The following is a 22486-nucleotide window of genomic DNA, read 5'->3' on the forward strand; positions in this document are numbered from 1 at the left end:
CCTGATAAAATTCTTTGATCATAAATGTTGATGGAGCTCCCCTATGAAGCATTCCAAAAGTAATACTCTTTACCTTGGTGCCGCTATTTCGATTTCGCTAATTATGACTGGATGTGCAACAACACAACCTAGCCCTCTTGCTCAAAAAATCGATCAAGATATGGTTCTTATTGAAGGCGGACAATTTACGATGGGCTCGGATAATCCATCAGCAAATAAATCCGAGCGCCCGGCCCGCACCGTTCGCGTGGAAGATTTCTATTTGGCAAAATTTGAGGTAACCCAAGAGTTATTCGAATCGGTTACAGGCTCTTCTCTGAGTTATTTTAGAAACCCAAATACGCCCGTGAATAACATTAGCTGGCAACAAGCCAATTATTTTATAAAGAAATTGAATGAAAAAACGGGAGAGCACTATCGTTTACCCACAGAAGCAGAATGGGAGTTTGCAGCGAAAGGGGGGAATCTAAGTCAAGGATTCACTTACGCGGGGTCTGATGATATTAACGACGTTGCCTGGTATGCCAGTAACTCAAACAATAAGGCACACAAGGTAGGTCAGAAAAAACCGAATGAGCTTGGCTTATACGATATGACGGGTAATGTTGGTGAGTTTGTTATTGATGCGTTTGATGAAGGCTATTACAAATCAGCACCAAGTGATAATCCGGTAAACGCAAAAGATGAAAAAGAAAGCCTTGCACACAAGTCTGTACGAGGTGGTAGCTTTGCCTATGATGCTGACGAATCCGAAAACTATCGTCGCGATTTTGCTAGCCAGTCAGTCATCATGTCCGACATGGGGCTGAGATTAGCGAAAGACGCTGATTAAACTAAGCAAGAAAAAAGTGGAGCGATAAAAGCTCCACTTTTGGTAATTAGCTCCTATTGACCCCGACAATAGAGGCTTTAAGCTGATCAATAGCTTGTTTAGGTGCATAGTGACTAAGCTCTTGTATGCACCTATCGAAAGCAAAAGCGACAGCACCTTTTTTATGATTTCTCGCTAGAACCTCGCATTGAGCATACAAGTGCTGTGGATTGCCACCGACTTCAAATGCTGTTTGCAACGCTTTACTGGCTTCTAGAACATCGCTTTTTTCTAGGGCTAGACCGTACACGTACCAATAATGAGCATTAGTTTCACCAATTTCTGCGGCGCGTCTAAGTAGCTTTTTCGCATCATCAGCTTTGCCTTGACGCAACAAAGAAAGACCTGCGCTGTATGGTAACGTGCTGGATTTAGGTTGAGCTTTCATCCCTTGTTGTAGCACCGTGAGCGCAGCTTCTTCTTTACCTAGGTGACGATACAAATCTGCTAGGTTAACGTAGCTATTTTCGAAATAGGGTTCGATGCTGATCGCTTGTTTATACAGCTCGGCCGCTTTGTCGATTTCACCTAAGCTGCGGTACACATTCGCCAAATTGGTTCTTCCGAAACCACGATCGGCATTAAACTCTTGAATTTCCATGTACTCTTCTAAAGGTGATTTAATGATATCTTTTTGTAAAGGGGTCATTTGTGCGTAGTTCGCTACCAGCACCGAGGCAGCTTCCGCTCTCACTGAAAGCACCGGGTCACCAAGCAATGGCTCTAGAATCCGCCACCGATCATGAAATTCATAACCAGACGAGCCTGAAATTGCCCCTAATCGAACCATTTCATTCTCATTCTTAACGGCCCTAGCCAAAGATACTGTTGTATTTTGGTCAGTGTTGCCCCCCATTCTCTCCAGGGCTGAGGCGCGAATAATGTCTTTTAAAGACGAATCCTGAGCAGAGTATGCCAACGCATTTGCTGCTCCTTGATGACCAATTGAATCCGCATAAAATGCGACAGCAAAATGTTGCTGATTACGATACTTCGAATTCGGGTACCATTCTGCTATCTGTTCATCGGCCCATTGATTGCTTTTATCTTCATGGCATGACATGCAAACATTGGGCGTTCCAATATGTTTGCTCAAATCCGGTCGTGGAATATGCCAACTGTGGTCTCTACGAGGATCGACTTGCATGTAAGTCGTTTCTGGCATGTGACAGGTCGTACATTGCGATGCTTCAGATCCAGCCTTATGAAAGGTATGCTTTTCAGGTGTATATTCAGATGCAATATGGCATTGCGAACATACTGCCTCTTCTGGGATCGTTAATTCTGCCGTGTGTGGATCATGGCAATTAGTGCACGTGACCCCCTTCTCCGCCATTTCAGATTGAAGAAACGAACCATAAACATAATCTTCGTCGTAAATCTGTCCATCATGATAGTAGAGTTCAGGTGTTATAAGACTTAAGCGATATTTATCAAAAAAGGAACCTTTAACATGATCACCTGTTTCATTTAACTGGGTTCGGCGACTATGGCATTGAGCGCATGTTTGCACTTGATTGGTTGCTTCAATTGATTTCGGCTGTAACGTACTATGGCCTTCCTCAAACACCCAGTCCGACACTGCTTTAGACAAATTTCGATCAAAGCCATAATGGCTGTCATGCTCAAAAGAAGTGCCAGCATTTTTGTATTTCTTGGCCAGTTCTATGTGCTGACTAGCGGGACCATGGCATGCTTCGCATCCCACATTAATCTCTGACCATGAGCTGTTGTAAGTGTTTTTGTCAGCGTCGTAATTCTTCTTTAGGTTCGTTGAATGGCAATCAGCACACATGAAGTTCCAATTTTGCCCGGTATTGGTCCAATAGAATTCATCCGTTGTTGTCGTTTCTGGATAAAGATGAAACCAACGCTGTCCCCCTTCAACTTTAGCTCTTGTGTCCCAAGCAAAAGGAATAAGCTGCACGCGGCCATCTTCAAACTCGACCATGTACTGCTGTAATGGTTCCCAGCCAAATGTATAGCTGATCTTATAGTCATGCCATTGCCCGTCAGAGCCTTGAATGTTGACCCAATATTCGCCGCCTTTTTTAAAAAAACGATTAGGCATTCCTTTGTGTGTTACAACATGGTTATCAAAATTACCACGCACAGAGGTTGTACTTGCATGCTTCATGGCCATATCGTGATGTGACCCTTTCCAGGCCTCCACCTCGTTTTGGTGGCAATCTATACAAGCTTGTGTGCCAGCATATTCTGGATTTAAGCCTAAAGGAATATTTGGTTTCTCTGTTAATAACTCTTGAGAAAAAGCCATAAAACTGACAACAACGTTGACCAGCAATAAAATGCGAAACCGGCCTGCCCACTGACTCATAGATATCCTTATATTTATAATGTACAACCTAAATCAATATAGACACTAAATCACTGGTTATACAAATAATTACAAGCAATACATAACGACTTTAGTATTGCTTTAGGACCGTAAAACAAGCGAGCATCCTATTGCTTTTCATTTCCATCCCCTCTTCTACTACGCAATAAAAATAAGGCTCTTAGGTGATCTAAATCTACTTTACGAATCTCTACAAACTAATAGAACAATCCTATTTCTTCTTAATTAACAAATGGTTACAACCTAGCAATAACTTATGGTTATATCGAGTATAAGAGGATTTTTCTATATACATCATTAACTTATGCAGCAACTAAGCATAAGGCTCACTTGTGCTTATCTTTACTCTCAACAATCTGGAGTTTTTATGGCAAATCAATTGAGCAAAATCGCTGTGGGCGCAGGACTGTTAGCGGCGTCCAGTGCTGCTATGGCAGCCGACAAACCGAATATTCTGGCAATTTTTGGTGACGATATCGGCTACTGGAATATCAGCGCATACAACCAAGGTATGATGAGTTACAAAACGCCAAACATCGACCGTATCGCGAATGAAGGTGCGTTGTTCACAGATCACTACGGACAACAGTCTTGTACTGCTGGTCGCGCGGCCTTTATTACGGGTGAAGAGCCATTTCGTACGGGTTTGTTAACAATTGGTATGCCAGGCTCTGACCACGGCATACCTGATTGGGCGCCAACCATTGCAGATCTGTTAAAAGAACAAGGTTACATGACGGGTCAATTTGGTAAAAACCACTTAGGTGACCAAGATAAGCACTTACCGACCAAACACGGCTTTGACGAATTCTTCGGTAACTTATATCACCTAAACGCAGAAGAAGAACCTGAAACTTATTACTACCCTAAAGACCCAGAGTTTCGTAAAAACTATGGCCCTCGTGGTGTCATTAAGTCTTATGCCGACGGTAAGATTGAAGACACTGGCCCGATGACACGAAAACGTATGGAGCACGCAGATGAAGAGTTCCTAGAGAGCTCTTTGGCATTTATGGAAAAAGCAGTTAAGGCGGATAAACCCTTCTTTATTTGGCATAACGCCACTCGTATGCACGTTTGGACTCGCTTGCAGGAAAAATACCAAGGTAAATCAGGCGTAAGCATTTATGCCGATGGTATGCTGGAACACGATGATCATGTAGGTGTTTTACTCGACAAGCTGGATGAGCTAGGTGTTGCAGACAACACTATCGTTATCTACTCAACGGACAACGGCGCAGAAACCATGACTTGGCCAGATGGTGGCGCAACACCATTCCATGGTGAAAAAGGTACAACTTGGGAAGGCGGTATGCGTGTTCCTCAACTGGTTCGTTGGCCAGGCGTAATTAAGCCAGGAACCAAGATCAATGAAATGATGGCACACCAAGACTGGTTGCCTACATTATTGGCAGCTGCTGGCGTACCTGATGTAAAAGAAAAACTGGCAGAAGGCTACAAAGCAAATGGCAAAGAGTGGCGTGTACATTTAGATGGTTATAACTTCATGCCATACTTTGAAGGTAAGGAAGAAAAAGGCCCTCGTGAGTCGCTGCTTTACTTTACGTCTAATGGTGAATTAAACGCTGTCCGCTGGAATGACTGGAAACTTCACTTTGCAACGCTTGAAGGGAACCTAAGTAACGCAGTTCGTTTTGCTCCGAACTGGCCTAAAATCATCCACCTACGCGCTGACCCATTCGAAAAAGGCCCAAGCGAATCACAAATGTACTTGCGTTGGATGGCTGACAACATGTGGCTATTTGTACCTGTACAAGACGTTGTGGGAGAGTTCTTTAAAACACTTCCAGAATACCCAATGCAACGTGGCACAGCGATGAACCCTGCTTCACTAAACTACAACTCTCTAAAAATGCAAGAGAAGCTGCAACAACTAGACAAAGTTGAACAAGAAATCAGCAAGTTTAAGTAAACTAAGTTAACGTTAGTTAATCAGTAACATAAGCCAGCAGACCATTCTGCTGGCTTATGTGTATCGCCACATAGGAACTTACTTAAATCGCCTGTTTAGCCTATACAAAGTGGGCATTGTGAGTACAAACTGAAAAACAAAAAAGGAGAGCTAACCTGCTCTCCTTTGTATTTTAACCGTGGATAAACTAAGCCACATTAACCGATTTAGCTAAACTGCTACTTTGGAAAAACTCATCATGCAATGCGCAAATCGCGTGCTGGTATTCCTTATCACCGACAACAAATTGAACATTTACATTTCTCAACGATGAGTGCAGTGCAACTGGCGTAACGCCATTATTCATCAATGCAAGTACACCTTTTGCCAACGTCTTGTTGGTATCAATTTGAGAACCAATTGCTGAGATAAGCGCGACCATACGGCCTTTAATCGAGGCATTCGGATAACGTTTCTCGGCTTTATACAATACTTTGTTTAAGCTATCAGAACTGCCACCTAGATAGTAAGTAATAGAGTTAGCGTTCATCTCTTTACCAACCAAACTTACACGAGCATCTGAGATGATTTCCATCAATTCGTAACTAACGTTATCGGCTTTTCCCACCATTGCTTGGTCAAACAAATGCAGTGCAAATACTTTTTCTTTACCTGCGATGATCTCGACTTTGTCTTCTTCTGGGCGGTAGCTTGAAGAGATCAAAGTACCTTCGTGTTCAGGTTCGAATGTATTTTTAATCTGTAGCTCAATACCACTTTCACGTAAACCCGCAGCGGCATTGGGGTGAATCGCTTCCATGCCAAGGTTGGCAAGTTGGTCTGCTACGTCATAGTTTGTACTACCAATTGGTAATACTTTTTCAGGGCCAACAACGCGTGGATCTGCTGAGCTCAAGTGGTACTCTTTGTGAATTACTGCTAAATCCGCTTTTGTTATTGCTGCAATTCGGCTAAATGTCATCTCACTATAACCTCGGTCATAAGTGTGCATTAGGCCCTCTTTACAGTAAGCATAACCTGTCACGATTGGCAGTTCTTTTGATACATCGATATCAGCAAACGCGTCACTGATCGACTCATCAAGGCTTCTTGGCGCTTGATTATCCCAACCAGACAGGTCAACGAACTTAGCGTTAATACCCATATTTTTTAGTTTTAGTGCTGTGTTGTAAGCACTATGTGCCTCACCGATAGACGAGAGAAACTCTCGAATTTGAGGCAAGTACTGGCGCAACGAAAATTGACCGTACTGACAGGTTTCTAAAATATTCGCGATACAGTTTTTCGCTTCAGCAATGCGGGAGCGAATGAATTTATCCGCACGGATACGATTCATTGGGTCCGCAAAAATATTTTCATTGGTCAGCAACATACGGCTTTCAACGTACGCTAACGCTTCTTCCCATTTGTCGTCGCGTTTCGCGATAAGCTGATAAACGCCTGGTTTACTGGTTTTTTTACACTCGAGCAGCGCATCGGTCATACCACCGTATGCAGATACGACAAAAATACGATTGTATGGTGTTTTGGGACGAAGAATAATATTGTCGAGAACAGCATCAAATGCTGTCATTGATGTACCGCCGATTTTTTCTACGGTAAATGTCATGATAAGCCTTTTTTGATTGGTAACTTTAAAAAGAAAAAAGAAGAGATAGTAAAGTGTGGGGTGGCAAAGCACCCCACCATCATCTTTTAGTCAACGAGAGGATAAACACCGTTTTCATCGTGCACTTCAGCGCCAGTAATCGGTGGGTTAAACACACACGCCATTACCATTTCTTTATTCTTATAAGCTCTCAAGTAGTGCTCATCGTGTTTATCAAGGATGTATAATGTACCTGGTTTGATTGGGTACGTTTCTCCACCTACAACTTCAATCTCACCTTCACCACTCATACAAAACACCGATTCAAGGTGGTTTTGATAGTGAATATGAGTTTCTGTATCTTCATAAATCGTTGTGACGTGGAAAGAGAAACCCATGTTGTCGTCTTTCAACAACATGCGGACACTTTCCCAGTTATCTGAAACAACACGTCGTTCGCTGTTGCGGCATTCATCTAGAGTTCTGACGATCATAATTAAAATCCTTATTAAGATGCTTGTTTGAAATGTTTCGCAGCGATAGTCTCTACTGCATTTTCAAAGATGCTTAGTCCTTGATCTAGCTCTGATTCGCTGATGGTTAGTGGACAGAAGAACTTCACAACTTCATCGTCTGGACCCGCTGTCTCTATCACCATTCCATTCTCGAAACAGTTTTTCGCGATTTCAGATGCCATGTCACCATTGATACATTCAATACCAACCATCATGCCGCGGCCTTTTTTCTGCACAAACATTTGTGGAAAGCGACGAACACAACGGTCAATAACAGCACTTACCTTGTCTGAACACTGCTTGATGTGTGTTTCAAAATCATCGTTTGCCCAGTAAATTTCTAGTGCTTTTGCAGCGGTAATAAAGGCGTGATTATTGCCACGGAACGTACCGTTATGCTCGCCTGGCTTCCACTGGTCAAGCTCAGGCTTAAGTAATACGACAGCCATCGGCAAACCGTAACCACCGATCGACTTCGATAGCGTCACGATATCCGGTTGGATACCAGACGGCTCGAAACTAAAGAAAGTACCGGTACGTCCACAACCTGCTTGAATGTCATCGACAATCACAAGAATGTCATTGGCTTTACAGATTTTGCTCAAACGTTGTAACCACTCGTTTGAAGCAGCATTTAAACCACCTTCACCCTGCACAGTTTCAAGAAGTACAGCGGCTGGTTTATCCATACCTGCAGAGTTATCATTTAGCATGGTTTCGAACAGCGCGAGACCATCTACGCCAGCGTAACCTTCAAATGGAATACGAGTGACGTTACTTAGACTAGAACCATTACCTTGTCTGTGATGCTGGTTACCCGTTGCAGCCAGTGCGCCAGCAGTACAACCATGGAAGCCGTTAGTAAACGCAACGACGCTGTCGCGGCCTTTTACTTTTTTAGCCAGCTTCAATGCCGCCTCAACAGCGTTAGTACCTGTTGGGCCCGTAAACTGAACCTTGTAATCCAAGTTTCTTGGTTTAAGGATGTAAGTATCCAACGCTTCCAGAAACGATGCTTTCGCTTCTGAGTGCATATCCAAACCGTGAGTAATACCGTCCATTTCAATGTACTCAAGCAACGCTTGTTTTAGTACTGGATTGTTATGGCCGTAATTTAGAGATCCCGCTCCAGCAAGGAAGTCTAAGTATCGTTCACCTTGTTCTGTTTCTAGCCAGCAGCCTTTCGCTTTACGAAAAACGACCGGGAAATTGTTTGAATATGAGCGTACGTTGGATTCCTGCTTTTTGAAAATATCCATGATGAGACCGTTTTTAATTCCTATTGTTTGAGGATTATTTGAGAGGAATGCGATACAAATATTCTGTATCGTGTTTGCCTTTAAAGTGGGCTTCTTCATCCAAAAATGTGCTTACTTGGCCAGAATTGCCGTTAATCGCATCTAACTTTTTGAACAGTGCCCAAGAGGCTTTATTATCTTCCGTGATGGTAGTTTCTACCGATTTAACACCGCCTAATTCCTCTCGGGTGAGAAGTTCTTTCAACATGCGGAATGCTAAACCATGACCTCTAAAGCGAGGTGAGACTGCAACTTGCCAGACAAATAAAACGTCTTGCTCGTCTGGTTTCTGATAACCGGAAATGAAACCTGCGATTTCGCCTTTTTGCTCAACCAAAATACTGGTTTTGCTGAAATGCGTAGACTGTAGGAAATTGCAATAAGATGAGTTCATGTCCAATGGAGGACAGTCTGCAATCAAGCTGTAAATGTCGTCACCATCAGAGATTTTAGGCTCACGAAAAATCCATTTTTTACTTGAGTCTTCTCCAATCTCTGGATAAAGGACCCAAGGTGCTGATGTGATCATGTGAAAATACATATCCTTTGAGGTCTAATTAAATTTCCTTTTTATTATGGGCATCCCTCGCGACTAAAAATCAAATAATCCGCCTTTTTATCGGTATTTTTGTGATATGGATCACAAAAATAAACCTATTAACCAAAAGTTAAAATAGTTCGAGGTCTAATTTATTAAATAGTCACCTAAATGCACAGTACAAAAAACAACCAGAATAAGACCATTTTCCATGCTGTTCATTTCTCAGAGAAAAATAGAAATCCAAAAAAAAGCGGCATGCTTTCGCATACCGCTTTTATCAATAATTTAACTGCTGATACTAGTTATTTTGATTTCTTAGACACCGCCTTTGGACGAGGTTCATCCATCAAACCTTTTATCAAAGATACCGTTGCAACAAGCAAAACAATAGTAAATGGTAAACCAGTCGTCACCGCCATTGCTTGAGCAGCAGCTAGACCACCACCCAACATCAATGCAATCGCAACCAAACCTTCAAACGTACACCAGAACACGCGTTGTGGCGTTGGTGCATCGACCTTACCGCCCGCAGCAATAGTATCAATAACCAGTGATCCTGAGTCAGAAGAGGTAATGAAGAACACCACGACTAAGATAATGCCGACAAAAGATGTTATCTCAGCCAATGGCATAACATCTAACATGGCAAAAAGTTTTAAAGGCAGTTCTGCGTTAAACACCGCCTCATAGCCATCATTAACGTATTGGCTAATTGCGTTACCGCCAAAAGCCGTCATCCATAACACACAAACTGAAGATGGGATAAGAATAACGCAAATAATAAACTCACGAACCGAACGACCGCGAGACACACGTGCGATGAACATACCCACAAATGGTGACCAAGAAATCCACCACGCCCAGTAAAACGCCGTCCAGCCTTGAGAGTAATTCACATCCTCTCGTCCAAATGGCATAGATAAGGCAGGGATATTAGCCACATAGGAAACGATGTTCTCGAAGAAACCAGTTAAAATCGCAATCGTCGGGCCAACAACAATAACAAATAGCAATAGCAGTGCTGCAAGACCCATATTGATTTCAGATAAGATCTTCACGCCCTTATCGAGTCCAGCCACAACAGAGATTAAAGCGAGCGCAGTAATACCAATAATCAATATAACCTGCGTCGTATTGGTCATTGGGACATCAAACAGGAAGTTCAAACCCGTTGCGGCTTGAGATGCACCGTAGCCTAGCGATGTTGCTAAACCAAAAACCGTCGCTACCACTGCAAGAATATCGATAATATGACCAGTCCAACCCCATACACGCTCACCAAACAAAGGGTAAAAAATTGAGCGCATGGTGAGTGGCAAACCTTTGTTAAATGAAAAGATAGCCAGCCCAAGAGCCAAGAGCGCGTATATTGACCACGGATGAAGTGCCCAGTGGTAAATCGTCGCAGCCATCCCTAATGCCGAAGCTGCAGTTGCATCGCCCTCTGCACCACCTAGCGGTGCCCAGTCAGTACGTACACCATTCTCAACGCTCACGCCACCAATCGCAGAACTAAAATGGGACATCGGTTCTGATACACCGAAGAACACGAGACCAATGCCCATACCTGCAGCAAATAGCATTGCCAACCATCCGGCATAGGAGTAATCCGGTGTTGCTTCAGTACCACCGATTCGCACACGGCCCAATGGTGTGAAGATCAATCCGACACAGACAATGACAAAAATATTACCTGAAGCGAGAAAAAACCAGTCTAAATTGTGCAACAAACCCGCTCGTAGGTCTGCAAAAAACGGCTCTACCTGTTCTCGGAATAATAGTGTTATCACAACAAACATGACGATTGCTAAGCCAGAAATTGCAAAAACACGGTTGTGAATATCAAGGCCAAATGGGCCTACCTTTAGCGCAACGTTATCCTGACCAATTTGATAGTCAGTATCTATTGCGTTTACTTTTCCATCGGGGCGTTGAATGCCACCGTTATTATCGGTGCTCACGGATAATCTCCTTAAAAATACGTGACCAAGTTTAAATTACTTTCGTCGGAGTTCGAGTAATGAAACGTCTTCATCACTACCAAGCACATGTTCATAAAACATTGTTCTTATAAGCGGTTACTCAATCCGCCATCATAATCTTAAAGCCCCCTATCTCTCATTGCATTTTATTGTTTTCACCATAAATAACGCCTATTGCCAAACCGAAGATATTGGCATGTTTCGATTAAAGTGATACTGCAGTTGTGCTTGAAACAGCTCCGCAGTTGCTAACGCATCCGTCAGGGCATGGTGAGGTTGATAAGCAGGGAGGCCATATCTTTCACGAGCGTGCCCTAATCGTACAGAACCGGGTTTCTTGCCTTTCAACTTATTGATAAAACCTCTGCATTCACGGCGTTGTATCGCATACTCAATATCTAACGTATCAACGACAGGAAACTGTATCCCCTCTCCGATGCTATTTAGCAAGGCGTTATTAAAGAACTGCCTTTCAATGTTCTTATAGTGAACAAGTACCACTTTGCCTGACAACGCATCCAATATTTCACCCAAGATCTGAGACAGCTGCGGCGCGTTTTTTACCTCTGAGTCAGTGATACCGTGAATAATGACAGACTCGTGGTTTAACTCTCTGTTTGGGTTAACGACCCAATGAGCAGAGCCATTACATTGAACACGATCAATAGTAAACGGCACAAGTCCGATCGTGAGAATGACATCCTCTTCCGAGTTCAATCCTGTTGTCTCAAAGTCTACCGAGACAAATGGCACTTGTTCAATTGGTGTTTCCCCATTAACCATCGGTGTCGAATAATAGCGTTTGAGCCTCTCGTCTTTCGCTTCTTTAGCGAGTTGTTTGAACAACATTGACCACTCTGGCGTCTGGGATGTATCCAACAACGGTTGTTCTTTTTCTACATTTTTTGAGAACCACATTATTTGCTACTTCTCTGGTATCGAAACTTAATGAAGTTCTGAGCGTTACTTAGAATTTGAAATGCTGCTTTTAAGTTTCGACGTTCAAATTCAGACATGTTCTCCGGCTCAATATTGTTGTCTGGCTCTTCTCCATTTTCTATATCAAGGGCTTGGTGACGAATTCGAACCATGTAGATTAGCTCCATCGCATCCCTTAAATCCAAACCTCGACCTTTCGGTAAAATGCCAGCATCATTAATGTCATCTAAACGGTCGAAAGAGTTTTGCGATCGGGAACCGATTGCCAGAGAATGCACCCGTATTAAATCGGCCAACGGAGCCGTCCCCCTTCGCTTCAAGTTAATCGAGTTGCGATGACGACCATCTTTCTCCATCACAAAGTCTTTGAAAAAGCCCAGTGGAGGCGTCCTACGTATTGCGTTATACGCCATACAAGCAAGAAAGCGGTTATTTCTTTTCGCTCGTCTCACAATAAAGCTGCTTAATTGCTCCGCCCATTTCACTCGCCCATGCACACCGAGGAGATCAAAAAAGATATTACTATTTAACAATCTCTCAGGGGTTGGATTGTCTATCCAGTTTCCAAAGCATTCTTCCCATTCTGCACGAGTTTTTCGCCATTCTGGGTTGGTAGCCATAATGTCTCCAGTACAATAAGCATAGCCGCATGCCGCTAAACCATCACAAACAAATTTAGCAAACTTTTCAAAGTACTCTCCGTGAATCTCAACGTCATAACTGTTATCGAGAATAAGCGCGTTATCTTGATCCGTTACAATTAGCTGCTCATCCCTCGCCATTGAACCCATTGCGACTAAACAATAAGGAATGGGCGCTGGGCCGAACTCTTGCTCAGCTAATTCAGCGAGGCGTTGTTTGAAACTACTGCCTATAACCGACATGGCTCGACCAATCATGTGCGCGTTGGCATCTTCATTGACCATTCTTACGAAACAGTCTTTTACTTGTTCAGAAACCTGCTTGAGATCCTCGACACTGGTTTGCTGAAAAATAGAGCTCACTAGCAATAGGCTGTTCTGAGATTCATAACGAACGATGTCCGTCATGCCAATAATTCCTATCGGCTTTTTATCTTTTAAAATTGGTAAATGATGCACGTTGTAACGCAACATGGTTAACATGGCCTCAAACACATAGGCGTTATAATCCAATGAAACCACGTCATAACTCATGACCTCACTCACTGGAATATTGGTATCAATACCTTGAGCTAGTACGCGAATGCAAAGATCGCGATCAGTCAATATTCCAAGCAGCTGTTCATCATCTTCTTCTGTGAGCTCCTCTGTCGGGCGAATAATGAGCAGAGAGGTGACATTTTCCTCTGCCATTAGTATCGCAGCTTCCTGAATTGAAGCCGTTGCCTCCAGAGTTACTGGATCTCTTGCTAAGATTTTACGTGCCTTAGCGGTGGTAAAGTCATTGCTTTCGGAGCGGCTAGATATTGCGCTTCGCAAACGCGCGCTATCTTCCAGTTCCATGTAGTCCGCAAAGTTTTCAAACTCATCACAAAGTTCATTGAAGATGTTTTCCGGAATACAGTAAACGAGAGTGTCTTCTATCGCTTTGGCTGGCATACGTACGCGGTTGTTCATCAACAACCCCATCTGACCAAACAGTCCACCAGCATCAATCCTGTTGTAAAGTTCACCTTTACGTCGATAAATCTCTACCGCCCCACTTCTCACCATATACAAGTCGCGGATCGTATCTCCGAAGTTAAGGATTTTTGTTCCTTGCCGAAAGTATGCAACCTCGGCATTGAGAGCAATTTTTCTAAGCTGCTCTTCAGGTAGGTCATCAAAAGGTGGGTACTGGCTAATGAAATTGAGCACTTCTAACTGTTCGGCTTCCATTTTTTATTCCATACGTTGCCTAAACTACAGCGATAAATATCACCCTGAGTGAAATCAAGCAATAAATAAATCTAAGGATAACAGTACCTAACCGATTTCACAGGACCAAGCCTTAACCAAAAATTAGAGCTCTAACCTTTTTATATGTAGAGTTCTAAGCTATCACAGCTTATATCTATGCAAGCGAGTTGAGTTGAAATGTACAAAAAAATTCAAAATAAATTCAACCCTACGTCAGGGCAACGTTATGGCGGATAAAAACACATCACAAGCAATTGTTTTAAATATAAAAAATAAGAATTGAACATACCTTGCTCAACGAATTCTCTATGCACGGCAGAACTAGTTAACCAACCCCCTTTCGTTGAAAGTTGAACTAAAATTAATTAGAGTACAAATCGTTAAACAGTTATAAACACACGAAAAAGGACAGATAACATGGATCCCATACTGGAAGTTAAGGGACTGTATAAAGTGTTTGGAGAAGACCCAGAGAGAGCCTTCTCGCTTATCGACAAAGGCGTCGATAAAGACGGTATTTTTGAACAGACAGGTTTAACAGTCGGCGTAAACGATGTATCTCTCACCATAAATGAAGGGGAAATTTTCGTAATCATGGGCCTTTCTGGCTCCGGGAAATCCACCCTTGTTCGACTTCTTAACCGGCTCATTGAGCCGACTAAAGGTAGTGTTTATCTCAAAGGAAGAGATATCGCCCACATCTCCGAGAATGAACTTCGAGAAGTTCGTCGTAATAATATCTCAATGGTGTTTCAAAGTTTCGCACTCATGCCACACATGACGGTGATTGAAAATGCCGCCTTTGGTTTAGAACTTGCCGGCATCGATGTTAATGAGCGTCAGAAAAGTGCCCTTTCCGCCTTAGAAAGAGTGGGTTTAGACCCTTATGCAGAATCTTTCCCTGACGAATTATCCGGTGGTATGAAACAGCGCGTTGGTTTAGCGAGAGCGTTAGCCTGTGATCCTGACATCCTATTAATGGACGAGGCGTTTTCCGCTTTAGACCCATTGATCCGTTCTGAGATGCAAGATGAGCTTATTCGTCTACAGAACGATGACAAACGCACAATTGTCTTCATTTCTCATGATTTGGATGAAGCAATGCGCATTGGCGACCGTATCGCCATCATGCAAAACGGTGAGGTTGTTCAGGTTGGTACACCTGATGAAATATTACACAGTCCAGCAAATGATTATGTCGAAGCCTTTTTCCGCGGCGTAAACATCGCAAGTGTCTTGACAGCAAAAGATATCGCTCGCAAGAAGCCAGCGGCTGTTTTTAAGAAATCGGAAAATGACGGTCCAGGCTCTGCGATGCAGATTCTGATGGATCACGACCGTGATTACGGTATTGTCGTCGATAAATCTAGCCGATATTCCGGCATCGTATCTCTTGATTCACTACGTTTGGCTCATAAAGAAAACCGTTCGTTAGCCAGTGCTCAATTACCGGATGAAGTTACTCTTCAGCCTGATCAGTCAATTAATGACATTTTGGGTCTGGTTGCTGGTGTTCCTTATGCCGTGCCTGTCGTAGATGAGCAAGGAACTTACTTTGGTGTCGTGACTAAATCACGTCTTCTACAAACACTAGATAAGGATTAACACGATGTCTTCAGAGCAAACTAACAATGATCCCTGGTCAAATACTGCTCCTGCGCAAGATGATCCTTGGTCGCAAGGTACAGAGGCCGCGCCAAGTAATGATTGGCTCAACTCAGAAACTGTAGAGCAAGCGCCATTCGATATTATGAACCCATTCCAAGATGCGGTTTTACCCCTCGATAGCTGGGTAGAATCCGGTTTGAACTGGCTGGTGGAACATGGTCGACCTGTTTTCCAAGCAATACGAGTTCCAATCGACTTTATTCTAACGTCGTTTGAAACTGCTTTGGTGTCTACACCTGCGCCTATAATGGTACTCATTTTATTTTTGCTAGCGTGGCAGTTTTCCAATGTAAAACTTGGTTTTTCTACTCTTGTATCCCTTGTTTTCATCGGCCTAATTGGTGCGTGGTCACAAGCGATGACAACGCTAGCACTGGTGTTAACCGCCGTTTTCTTCTGTTTGCTTATAGGGCTACCAATGGGGATATGGTTGGCAAGGAGCCAAACCGCTGCCAAATTTGTTAGGCCAATATTAGATGCAATGCAAACGACTCCCGCGTTCGTTTACCTTGTGCCAATTGTTATGTTGTTTGGTATTGGTAACGTTCCTGGCGTAGTAGTAACGATCATTTTCGCCCTGCCTCCCGTTGTGCGCCTGACTATTTTAGGTATTCAGCAAGTACCTGAAGAGCTTATCGAAGCTGGCCACTCTTTCGGGGCAAACAAAAAACAGATGCTTTATCGCATCCAGTTACCGTTGGCGTTACCAACTATCATGGCAGGTGTAAACCAAACCTTAATGCTGTCACTTTCTATGGTAGTGATTGCTTCAATGATTGCTGTTGGCGGCTTAGGCCAAATGGTACTTCGTGGTATTGGCCGACTTGATATGGGTCTTGCTGCCGTTGGTGGCTTAGGCATCGTTATTCTTGCGATTTTGTTAGACCGTATCACCCAGGTGTTAGGGGTTAATGCGGGCAACACTAAACTTCGCTGGTATCACACAGGTCCTGTTTCATACCTATTAAAACTGAAAACAAAGACGAACCAAGACGATCTAAAACTTAGGAGAAACATCAATGAATAATTCATGGAAGAAAGCGCTCTCAGTTGGAGCTCTAAGTACTATCGCATTTTCAACTTATGGTGTGGCAAGTGAACTACCGGGTGAAGGTGTCACTGTTCAGCCTGTTCAATCAACCGTTGCAGAAGAAACATTTCAAACGTTGATCGTAAACCGCGCACTTGAAGAGCTTGGTTACGATGTTAAACCGACCAAAGAAGTGGACTACAACGTAGGCTACACCTCTATTGCTAAAGGTGATGCTACTTTCTTAGCGGTTGGTTGGTTCCCTCTTCACGCCGATAAGTACACGATGTCGGGCGGTGATGATAAGTTCTTCCGTAAAGGCCAATACGTAAGTGGTGCTGCGCAAGGTTATTTGATCGATAAGAAAACCGCGGAAAAATATAACATCACTAACATTGGTCAGTTAAAAGATCCAAAATTGGCGAAGCTATTCGATGCAAACGGCGATGGCAAAGCGGACTTAACTGGTTGTAACCCAGGTTGGGGGTGTGAAATGGTTGTTGAGCATCAGTTGGATGCTTTCAAACTTCGTGGCACAGTAACACACAACCAAGGTAACTACGCGGCGATTATCGCTGATACGATCTCACGTTACAAAAAAGGCGATCCGATTCTTTACTACACTTGGACACCGTACTGGGTAAGTGGCGTTTTAGTTCCAGGGAAAGATGTTGTGTGGTTAGAAGTGCCATTCTCTTCACTTCCTGGTGAGCGTAAGGACATTGATACGACACTAGAGAACGGTAAGAACTACGGCTTCGAGATGAACTCTATGCGCATCGTTGCCAATAAAGAGTTTACGGAAAAAAACCCTGCTGCTGCGAAGCTATTTGAAATCATCAAACTAAATATCAATGATGTTAGTGCTCAGAATATGATGATGAGCCAAGGTAAGAACAGCTCAGCGGACATCGAGTCTCATGTAAATGGTTGGATCAAAGCGAACCAGAAAAAGTTCGACGCATGGGTCGAAGAAGCGAAGAAAGCCGCAATGTAATCATGCCTTTATCAACCTCTAGAGCCAGTTGGTGTTATCAACTGGCTCTTTTTTTACACAAACGCCCCTCCCCCTTACATAGACATACCAACACTTACACTACTCGACCATAAACCCACATTATAATTCACGTTTATTTCACGCTTGCTTTGCTAAAAACAACACAACATAACAATTAAACTATTCGAATAAATATGAAAAACTTATCAAAGAGCTCTGTGTGGGGGCCTTTGCAGCCAATTGCTGCCTTTTCTTTGTTTTCGCTTCTATTTCTGTCTATCTCAAGAGTTTTGCTAGCTTTTTGGCAGATTGACCGTATTGACTCTCTAAACGACTTAATTTACATCCTAGGTCAAGGTTTGCGCGTAGATATTGCAACGCTTTGCTGGTTATTTATTCTTCCAGCACTGTTTTCAACCTTCATGCCATTAACCGGTAAGATGGGAGAGTGTTGGAAGCGAATATTACGCATATGGATGGTTTTAGGGCTTTGGGTGCTTGTATACATGGAGCTAGCAACAGCGCCATTCATTCAGGAATACGACCTACGTCCAAACCGCCTGTTTGTGGAATACTTAATCTACCCAAAAGAAGTCTTGAGTATGCTCTGGACTGGCTACAAATTAGAACTGTTTATTGGTGCGTTAGGTACAGTTTTAACCATCACTTTAGGTTGGAAGTGGAGTAAGAAACTGACCGATAAGGCGCAGCAGGTCAACTGGAAATGGCGACCACTATTGGCACTTTTCGTTGTTCTTTTTGGGGTTGCAGGTGCTCGCTCATCTTTAGGGCACCGCCCGCTAAATCCTGCTATGGTCGCCTTTTCTAACGATCCACTGCTTAACGACTTAGCACTGAACTCATCTTACTCATTGTTGTTTGCGGTTAATAGCATGAAGTCAGAAAAGAGTGCTGAGCAGTTCTACGGAAAAATGGACACTCAAAAGATGTTGGAATTAGTTCGCACTTCATCAACAAAGTCCGACTTCACCCCTTCATTACTCCCAACCATGAACAGTAACCCCGCGACTTACCAGGGTAAACATAAAAACTTAGTGATTTTGCTACAAGAAAGCTTAGGCGCCCAATTTGTCGGTGCTTTGGGTGGTTTACCTCTAACACCAAACCTTGATGAACTCATGAAGGAAGGTTGGCAGTTCACACAAATGTACGCCACTGGTACTCGTTCTGTTCGTGGAATTGAAGCCGTAACCACGGGCTTTCCTCCATCTCCGTCTCGCGCGGTAGTGAAGCTGAGTAAAAGCCAAACGGGTTTCTTTACCATCGCGGACTTACTGAAAGCTCAAGGCTATCACACGCAATTTATTTACGGCGGTGAAGCCAACTTTGACAACATGAAAACTTTCTTCTTTGGTAACGGTTTTGATCAAATAGTAGAAGAAGACGATTATAACAACCCAAGCTTTGTTGGCTCTTGGGGTGTTAGTGATGAAGATCTATATAACAAAGCAAACGAAGAGTTTGAACGCCTTTCAAAAAGCGACAAACCTTTTTTTAGCTTAGTTTTTACGTCAAGTAATCATAGCCCTTATGAGTATCCAAAAGGCAAAATTGAGCCATACGATTCAGAATATATGACGCGTAAGAACGCCGTTAAATATTCCGATTACGCTTTGGGTACTTTCTTTGAAAAGGCGAAAAAGTCATCTTATTGGGATGATACCATTTTCATTGTAATTGCAGATCATGATGCACGTGTTTCTGGCGCTAACCTTGTTCCAGTTAAGCACTTTCACATTCCAGCATTGATCCTTGGTAAAGGCATTCAACCACGTAAAGATGACCGCATAGCAAACAACATAGACATGCCGCCTACACTGTTATCTCTGATTGGGGTAGATGCTAAAACACCGATGATTGGTCGTGATTTAACGAAGCCACTGGCTCGCGAAGATGAACGCGCAATGATGCAATACGACAAAAACTTTGGTTATTTAACGCGCGACAATCTCGTTGTGCTTTCCCCTGGTGAAAAGATATCGACCCTGGCGTACGACTTTAAAGACCAAACCATGAAGCCGCTAGAGGTGGACGAGTCTATTATCGAGCGTGCAAAAGCAAACGCATTATTTGCATCTAAAGCGTATCAAAACAACTGGTATTCTTCCAAACACACTCATTAATACCAATGATTCCGCTGATAAAAAGGAGCTAAACGGCTCCTTTTTCTTATTCTGTCACTTACCTTCGAGAATGTTCTACTGACAACTCCTGTCGTTCCTTTCCGTTAGATTGCCCCTACTATTTCTAATTGATTAAGGAACAAACCATGCTGACTATCAATTCATTCGTTCTCTACGTTGAGGACATCCAGCCAAGTTTTTTATTCGAAACTGTTCGAACGCAAAGTCACGCAGTTGTCTCCAACCTTCGCCGCTATTCCACTGACCGAAGGCTTAACGTTGACACTCAAGCAAAGAGATAATCTTTCACCCTACAGCGGAATTAGAGGTGGTGGCACCGAGTTGTCTTTATCGGTGCCCAATAGTCATATGCTAGAGCGCATTTACAAGCGCTGGAAAGACCTAGGTGTTGAGTTTGTTCAACCACCAGCGACATCAGTGTATGGGTTAAATTTTATGGCTATCGATCCAGATAAGCATCGCATTCGTGTTTTCATAAATGAATAAAAATGCGTTAAAAATGCTTTTTACCCATTCCCAATGTGACTTCAATAAATTAGACTCAAGGAAACATCAAAAGCGGCGTAGTAATAAGAAGGAATGCCCATGAGCTCAAGTATGATCCTTAGCGAATCCCTAATCGAGAGCGGAAGAGATATCCCCCTCAAAGAACTGCTTTATGCAAAGCGCGTGCTGGATAACTACATGGCAGTAGCCAAAGAAAGTAGCCCGCTTGAGCTATTAACTGAGATGAAATCGGCAGCAAAGCAAGTAGAATACTTTACAACGACGAGTAACCCGTGTGAGGCTCGTAATGTCATCAGTCAGATGATTGATAAAATCGACACCGCGGAATCTTTTGCTTCGTTCAAAGCATTAGCAGGTAAGCCATCTCAAGCACTCAATGAACTAATTGAAGATCGAGCTCAGCTGATTAAACACGAACGAGAGCTCCTGCTCGCCTCAGGCTATGACGCCTCACGAATCTAATATACGCGACAGGCTAAAAGTCATAGCTAACAACGAAAAAGGAGCTCTTAAAGAGCTCCTTTTGCTTTTCAAAACCGGATACAAAAGACTTAAAGGCCGATATCTTCCGTTATTGCTTTGATTTGTTTGAGGTCCATTTTATAGACTTCAATCATTTGATCGACCTGACTTAGTCGTGAATTAGCTTCATCATGTTTATCACACGCGTCCGACTTCACGTCCCAAGATTTGCCTTCTAAAAATACGTCACACTCTTTCTTGAGTTTCTCAATCTTAGGTAATAATTTCGACCGTTCTTTCTCGAGAGACTCTAATTCTTGCGAAATTTTCAGCTCTTTCTGGAATACTTCGCGGGACCGCTCAAACATAGTCGCTTGCATATCCGCTTGACGACTCAACTTCTCATTTTCTGACTTCGTCGTGTTGATCTTATCTGCCTGCTGCTTCAATTGAGACTCTAGTGACAAGTTGACCTTCTCGACCTCAGTCAATTGCTTTTGCAACTTCTTAAGTGCTTTCTGGTGCGCTTCGTCTTTCGCGGCAAGTAACTCACTAACTTGGTTTTGTATTTCTTGGTCAAGCGCCTCTTCACGCACTTTTACTTGAGATTCCAACTGGGTTTTATCTTGCGTTAGTGCTTGATACTTTTCTTCTAATACGTGGTAAGTCGATTCCCACTTGTTCGCAGTGACAACCGATCCAACAAGGCCACCAAATGCCAAGCCTAACACCGCAGCGATTGCGATATAGATATGCGTACGTTTGTCACGCTCTTCAATGACAACTACGTCGTCTTGCTCTTCCATTTTGTTCTGAGAACTCACCGTATACTACTCCAAGGACTCTTTTACTTTGCTAGCGGATCAATTCCGCAAACATAATTGATGCTGTATAAATCAGAAATGCGCCAATTAATGTTATAACGGTCGCTTTTTGGACTTTTTCATTGGTTCGATAACGAAACAGCACAAATGCTACTGCAATCAACACCGCAATGGCTAATAATCTGGTCATACCGCCTCCTTGTCCACTCATGAAAAACTGCCTAGGTCCGTAGACTGTTTCACAAAGATTCATTGTAACCCATTTATACGTACCATAAGGTCAACTTAGCGTAGATTTTAAAATAAGTGCTCCGATTTTAATCAATTTTGTGTCCTTAATTGAATAACTTATGTCGTAACGATCGAAACACATTTATTGTTCTGAAGTGTTTTTGGGTTCCATTCCCTAACCCAATAAATTTTATTTATGCCGTGACTCGCACAAAAAGATTGGCAAACATACCTTCATGAAAATAGATAAGGTTATTTCATTGAAAATAAATTGACATAGGGTGTTGAAATGGACCAAAAACATGATAGAGTTCACACGTTAATGATGACCAGCATCATTAACTAACCTTTACTCATTTAATTGAGTAATTGTTCCGATGAAGACTGCAGGAGAGTGGTTATTAATCAAATTTTAACATTTGATTAGCATAACTCGCCGAAGAATTAACTATTTCAGGTGCTACCTAGGTAGCGGGGACTGTAGTTGGAGGAACCTCTGGAGAGAACCGTTAAATCGGTCGCCGAAGGAGCAAGTCTTGCACTCACGCAAGGTGAAACTCTCAGGCAAAAGGACAGAGGAGTGGAAAGTTACAACCTAACTATTTTGCTTGGCCTTCCCGCCTACAGCCAATAGCTTAGTTCTTTTAGAGATCGTTGATCTCGTCCTTTCCCTCTTCTCCTTATTAGTTGTTTTAT

The 22486-nt window shown here is 42.9% G+C and carries 17 protein-coding genes, 1 pseudogene and 1 riboswitch; of the genes and pseudogenes, 8 read left to right on the forward strand and 10 right to left on the reverse strand.

What is annotated here, in order from left to right; genetic code table 11:
- The first annotated feature begins 103 nt into the window (after positions 1-103).
- Positions 104-832, forward strand: a complete 729-nt coding sequence (locus R7P36_RS01285; protein ID WP_372034459.1) for a formylglycine-generating enzyme family protein — start codon at positions 104-106, stop codon at positions 830-832.
- Positions 833-878: 46 nt separating this feature from the next.
- Here R7P36_RS01285 and R7P36_RS01290 read toward each other — a convergent pair whose 3' ends face one another.
- On the reverse strand, positions 879-3209 hold the full coding sequence (locus R7P36_RS01290) for a tetratricopeptide repeat protein (protein ID WP_047100659.1): 2331 nt from the start codon (positions 3207-3209) through the stop codon (positions 879-881).
- A 388-nt stretch (positions 3210-3597) separates the two neighbouring features.
- Between R7P36_RS01290 and R7P36_RS01295 the strand changes: the two genes are divergently transcribed.
- Positions 3598-5163: an arylsulfatase gene (locus tag R7P36_RS01295; protein ID WP_138939901.1), complete on the forward strand. Its 1566-nt coding sequence runs from the start codon at positions 3598-3600 to the stop codon at positions 5161-5163.
- Positions 5164-5350: 187 nt separating this feature from the next.
- Here R7P36_RS01295 and R7P36_RS01300 read toward each other — a convergent pair whose 3' ends face one another.
- The 7 genes from R7P36_RS01300 to R7P36_RS01330 all read right to left on the reverse strand — a co-directional run bounded on the left by R7P36_RS01300 (position 5351) and on the right by R7P36_RS01330 (position 13885).
- Positions 5351-6772, reverse strand: coding sequence for an aspartate kinase (locus R7P36_RS01300; protein ID WP_047100661.1), 1422 nt, complete (start codon positions 6770-6772; stop codon positions 5351-5353).
- A gap of 86 nt (positions 6773-6858) precedes the next feature.
- Positions 6859-7245, reverse strand: coding sequence for an ectoine synthase (locus R7P36_RS01305; protein ID WP_047100662.1), 387 nt, complete (start codon positions 7243-7245; stop codon positions 6859-6861).
- A 14-nt stretch (positions 7246-7259) separates the two neighbouring features.
- On the reverse strand, positions 7260-8525 hold the full coding sequence (ectB, locus tag R7P36_RS01310; RefSeq protein ID WP_017820939.1) for a diaminobutyrate--2-oxoglutarate transaminase: 1266 nt from the start codon (positions 8523-8525) through the stop codon (positions 7260-7262).
- Between the two features lie 34 nt (positions 8526-8559).
- Positions 8560-9093: a diaminobutyrate acetyltransferase gene (gene ectA, locus R7P36_RS01315; RefSeq protein ID WP_047100663.1), complete on the reverse strand. Its 534-nt coding sequence runs from the start codon at positions 9091-9093 to the stop codon at positions 8560-8562.
- A gap of 314 nt (positions 9094-9407) precedes the next feature.
- The gene (locus R7P36_RS01320; protein WP_005377772.1) at positions 9408-11066 is read right to left on the reverse strand and encodes a BCCT family transporter; all 1659 of its coding nucleotides are present in this window, start codon (positions 11064-11066) and stop codon (positions 9408-9410) included.
- A 192-nt stretch (positions 11067-11258) separates the two neighbouring features.
- Positions 11259-12005: a 3'-5' exonuclease gene (locus R7P36_RS01325; RefSeq protein ID WP_196363362.1), complete on the reverse strand. Its 747-nt coding sequence runs from the start codon at positions 12003-12005 to the stop codon at positions 11259-11261.
- Positions 12005-13885 carry a DUF294 nucleotidyltransferase-like domain-containing protein gene (locus R7P36_RS01330; RefSeq protein WP_005377775.1) on the reverse strand — a complete coding sequence of 627 codons (1881 nt, stop codon included), beginning with the start codon at positions 13883-13885 and terminating at the stop codon, positions 12005-12007. Before R7P36_RS01330 ends, R7P36_RS01325 begins: the two co-directional genes overlap by 1 nt.
- Before the next feature lie 438 nt (positions 13886-14323).
- On the opposite strand from R7P36_RS01330, the gene proV reads away from it, so the two are divergent.
- The 6 genes and pseudogenes from proV (at position 14324) to R7P36_RS01360 (ending at position 20735) form a co-directional block, all read left to right on the forward strand.
- Positions 14324-15511, forward strand: a complete 1188-nt coding sequence (gene proV / locus R7P36_RS01335) for a glycine betaine/L-proline ABC transporter ATP-binding protein ProV (protein WP_017633996.1) — start codon at positions 14324-14326, stop codon at positions 15509-15511.
- Between the two features lie 4 nt (positions 15512-15515).
- On the forward strand, positions 15516-16601 hold the full coding sequence (gene proW, locus R7P36_RS01340; protein WP_005377778.1) for a glycine betaine/L-proline ABC transporter permease ProW: 1086 nt from the start codon (positions 15516-15518) through the stop codon (positions 16599-16601).
- Positions 16594-17601 (forward strand): glycine betaine/L-proline ABC transporter substrate-binding protein ProX, encoded by a 1008-nt coding sequence (proX, locus tag R7P36_RS01345; RefSeq protein WP_005377779.1) that lies wholly within the window; start codon positions 16594-16596, stop codon positions 17599-17601. The genes proW and proX overlap by 8 nt, the downstream gene beginning before the upstream one ends.
- 194 nt (positions 17602-17795) lie before the next feature.
- Entirely contained in the window at positions 17796-19745 is a 1950-nt protein-coding gene (locus R7P36_RS01350) for an LTA synthase family protein (RefSeq protein WP_005377780.1), read from the forward strand.
- A gap of 146 nt (positions 19746-19891) precedes the next feature.
- A pseudogene (locus R7P36_RS01355) lies at positions 19892-20252 on the forward strand (VOC family protein).
- Positions 20253-20351: 99 nt separating this feature from the next.
- The gene (locus R7P36_RS01360) at positions 20352-20735 is read left to right on the forward strand and encodes a hypothetical protein (RefSeq protein WP_005377782.1); all 384 of its coding nucleotides are present in this window, start codon (positions 20352-20354) and stop codon (positions 20733-20735) included.
- 89 nt (positions 20736-20824) lie between these two features.
- Here the strand turns inward: R7P36_RS01360 and R7P36_RS01365 are convergent, their stop codons facing one another.
- Together R7P36_RS01365 and R7P36_RS01370 are read right to left on the reverse strand one after the other, a co-directional pair.
- Positions 20825-21559 (reverse strand): chromosome partitioning protein ParA, encoded by a 735-nt coding sequence (locus R7P36_RS01365; RefSeq protein ID WP_033905210.1) that lies wholly within the window; start codon positions 21557-21559, stop codon positions 20825-20827.
- Between the two features lie 31 nt (positions 21560-21590).
- Entirely contained in the window at positions 21591-21749 is a 159-nt protein-coding gene (locus tag R7P36_RS01370) for a hypothetical protein (RefSeq protein WP_005377784.1), read from the reverse strand.
- Positions 21750-22276: 527 nt separating this feature from the next.
- A riboswitch (glycine riboswitch) is annotated at positions 22277-22376 on the forward strand.
- Positions 22377-22486: the final 110 nt, after the last annotated feature.

This window comes from Vibrio sp. 397 (assembly GCF_033339395.1).
Taxonomy (GTDB): domain Bacteria; phylum Pseudomonadota; class Gammaproteobacteria; order Enterobacterales; family Vibrionaceae; genus Vibrio; species Vibrio alginolyticus.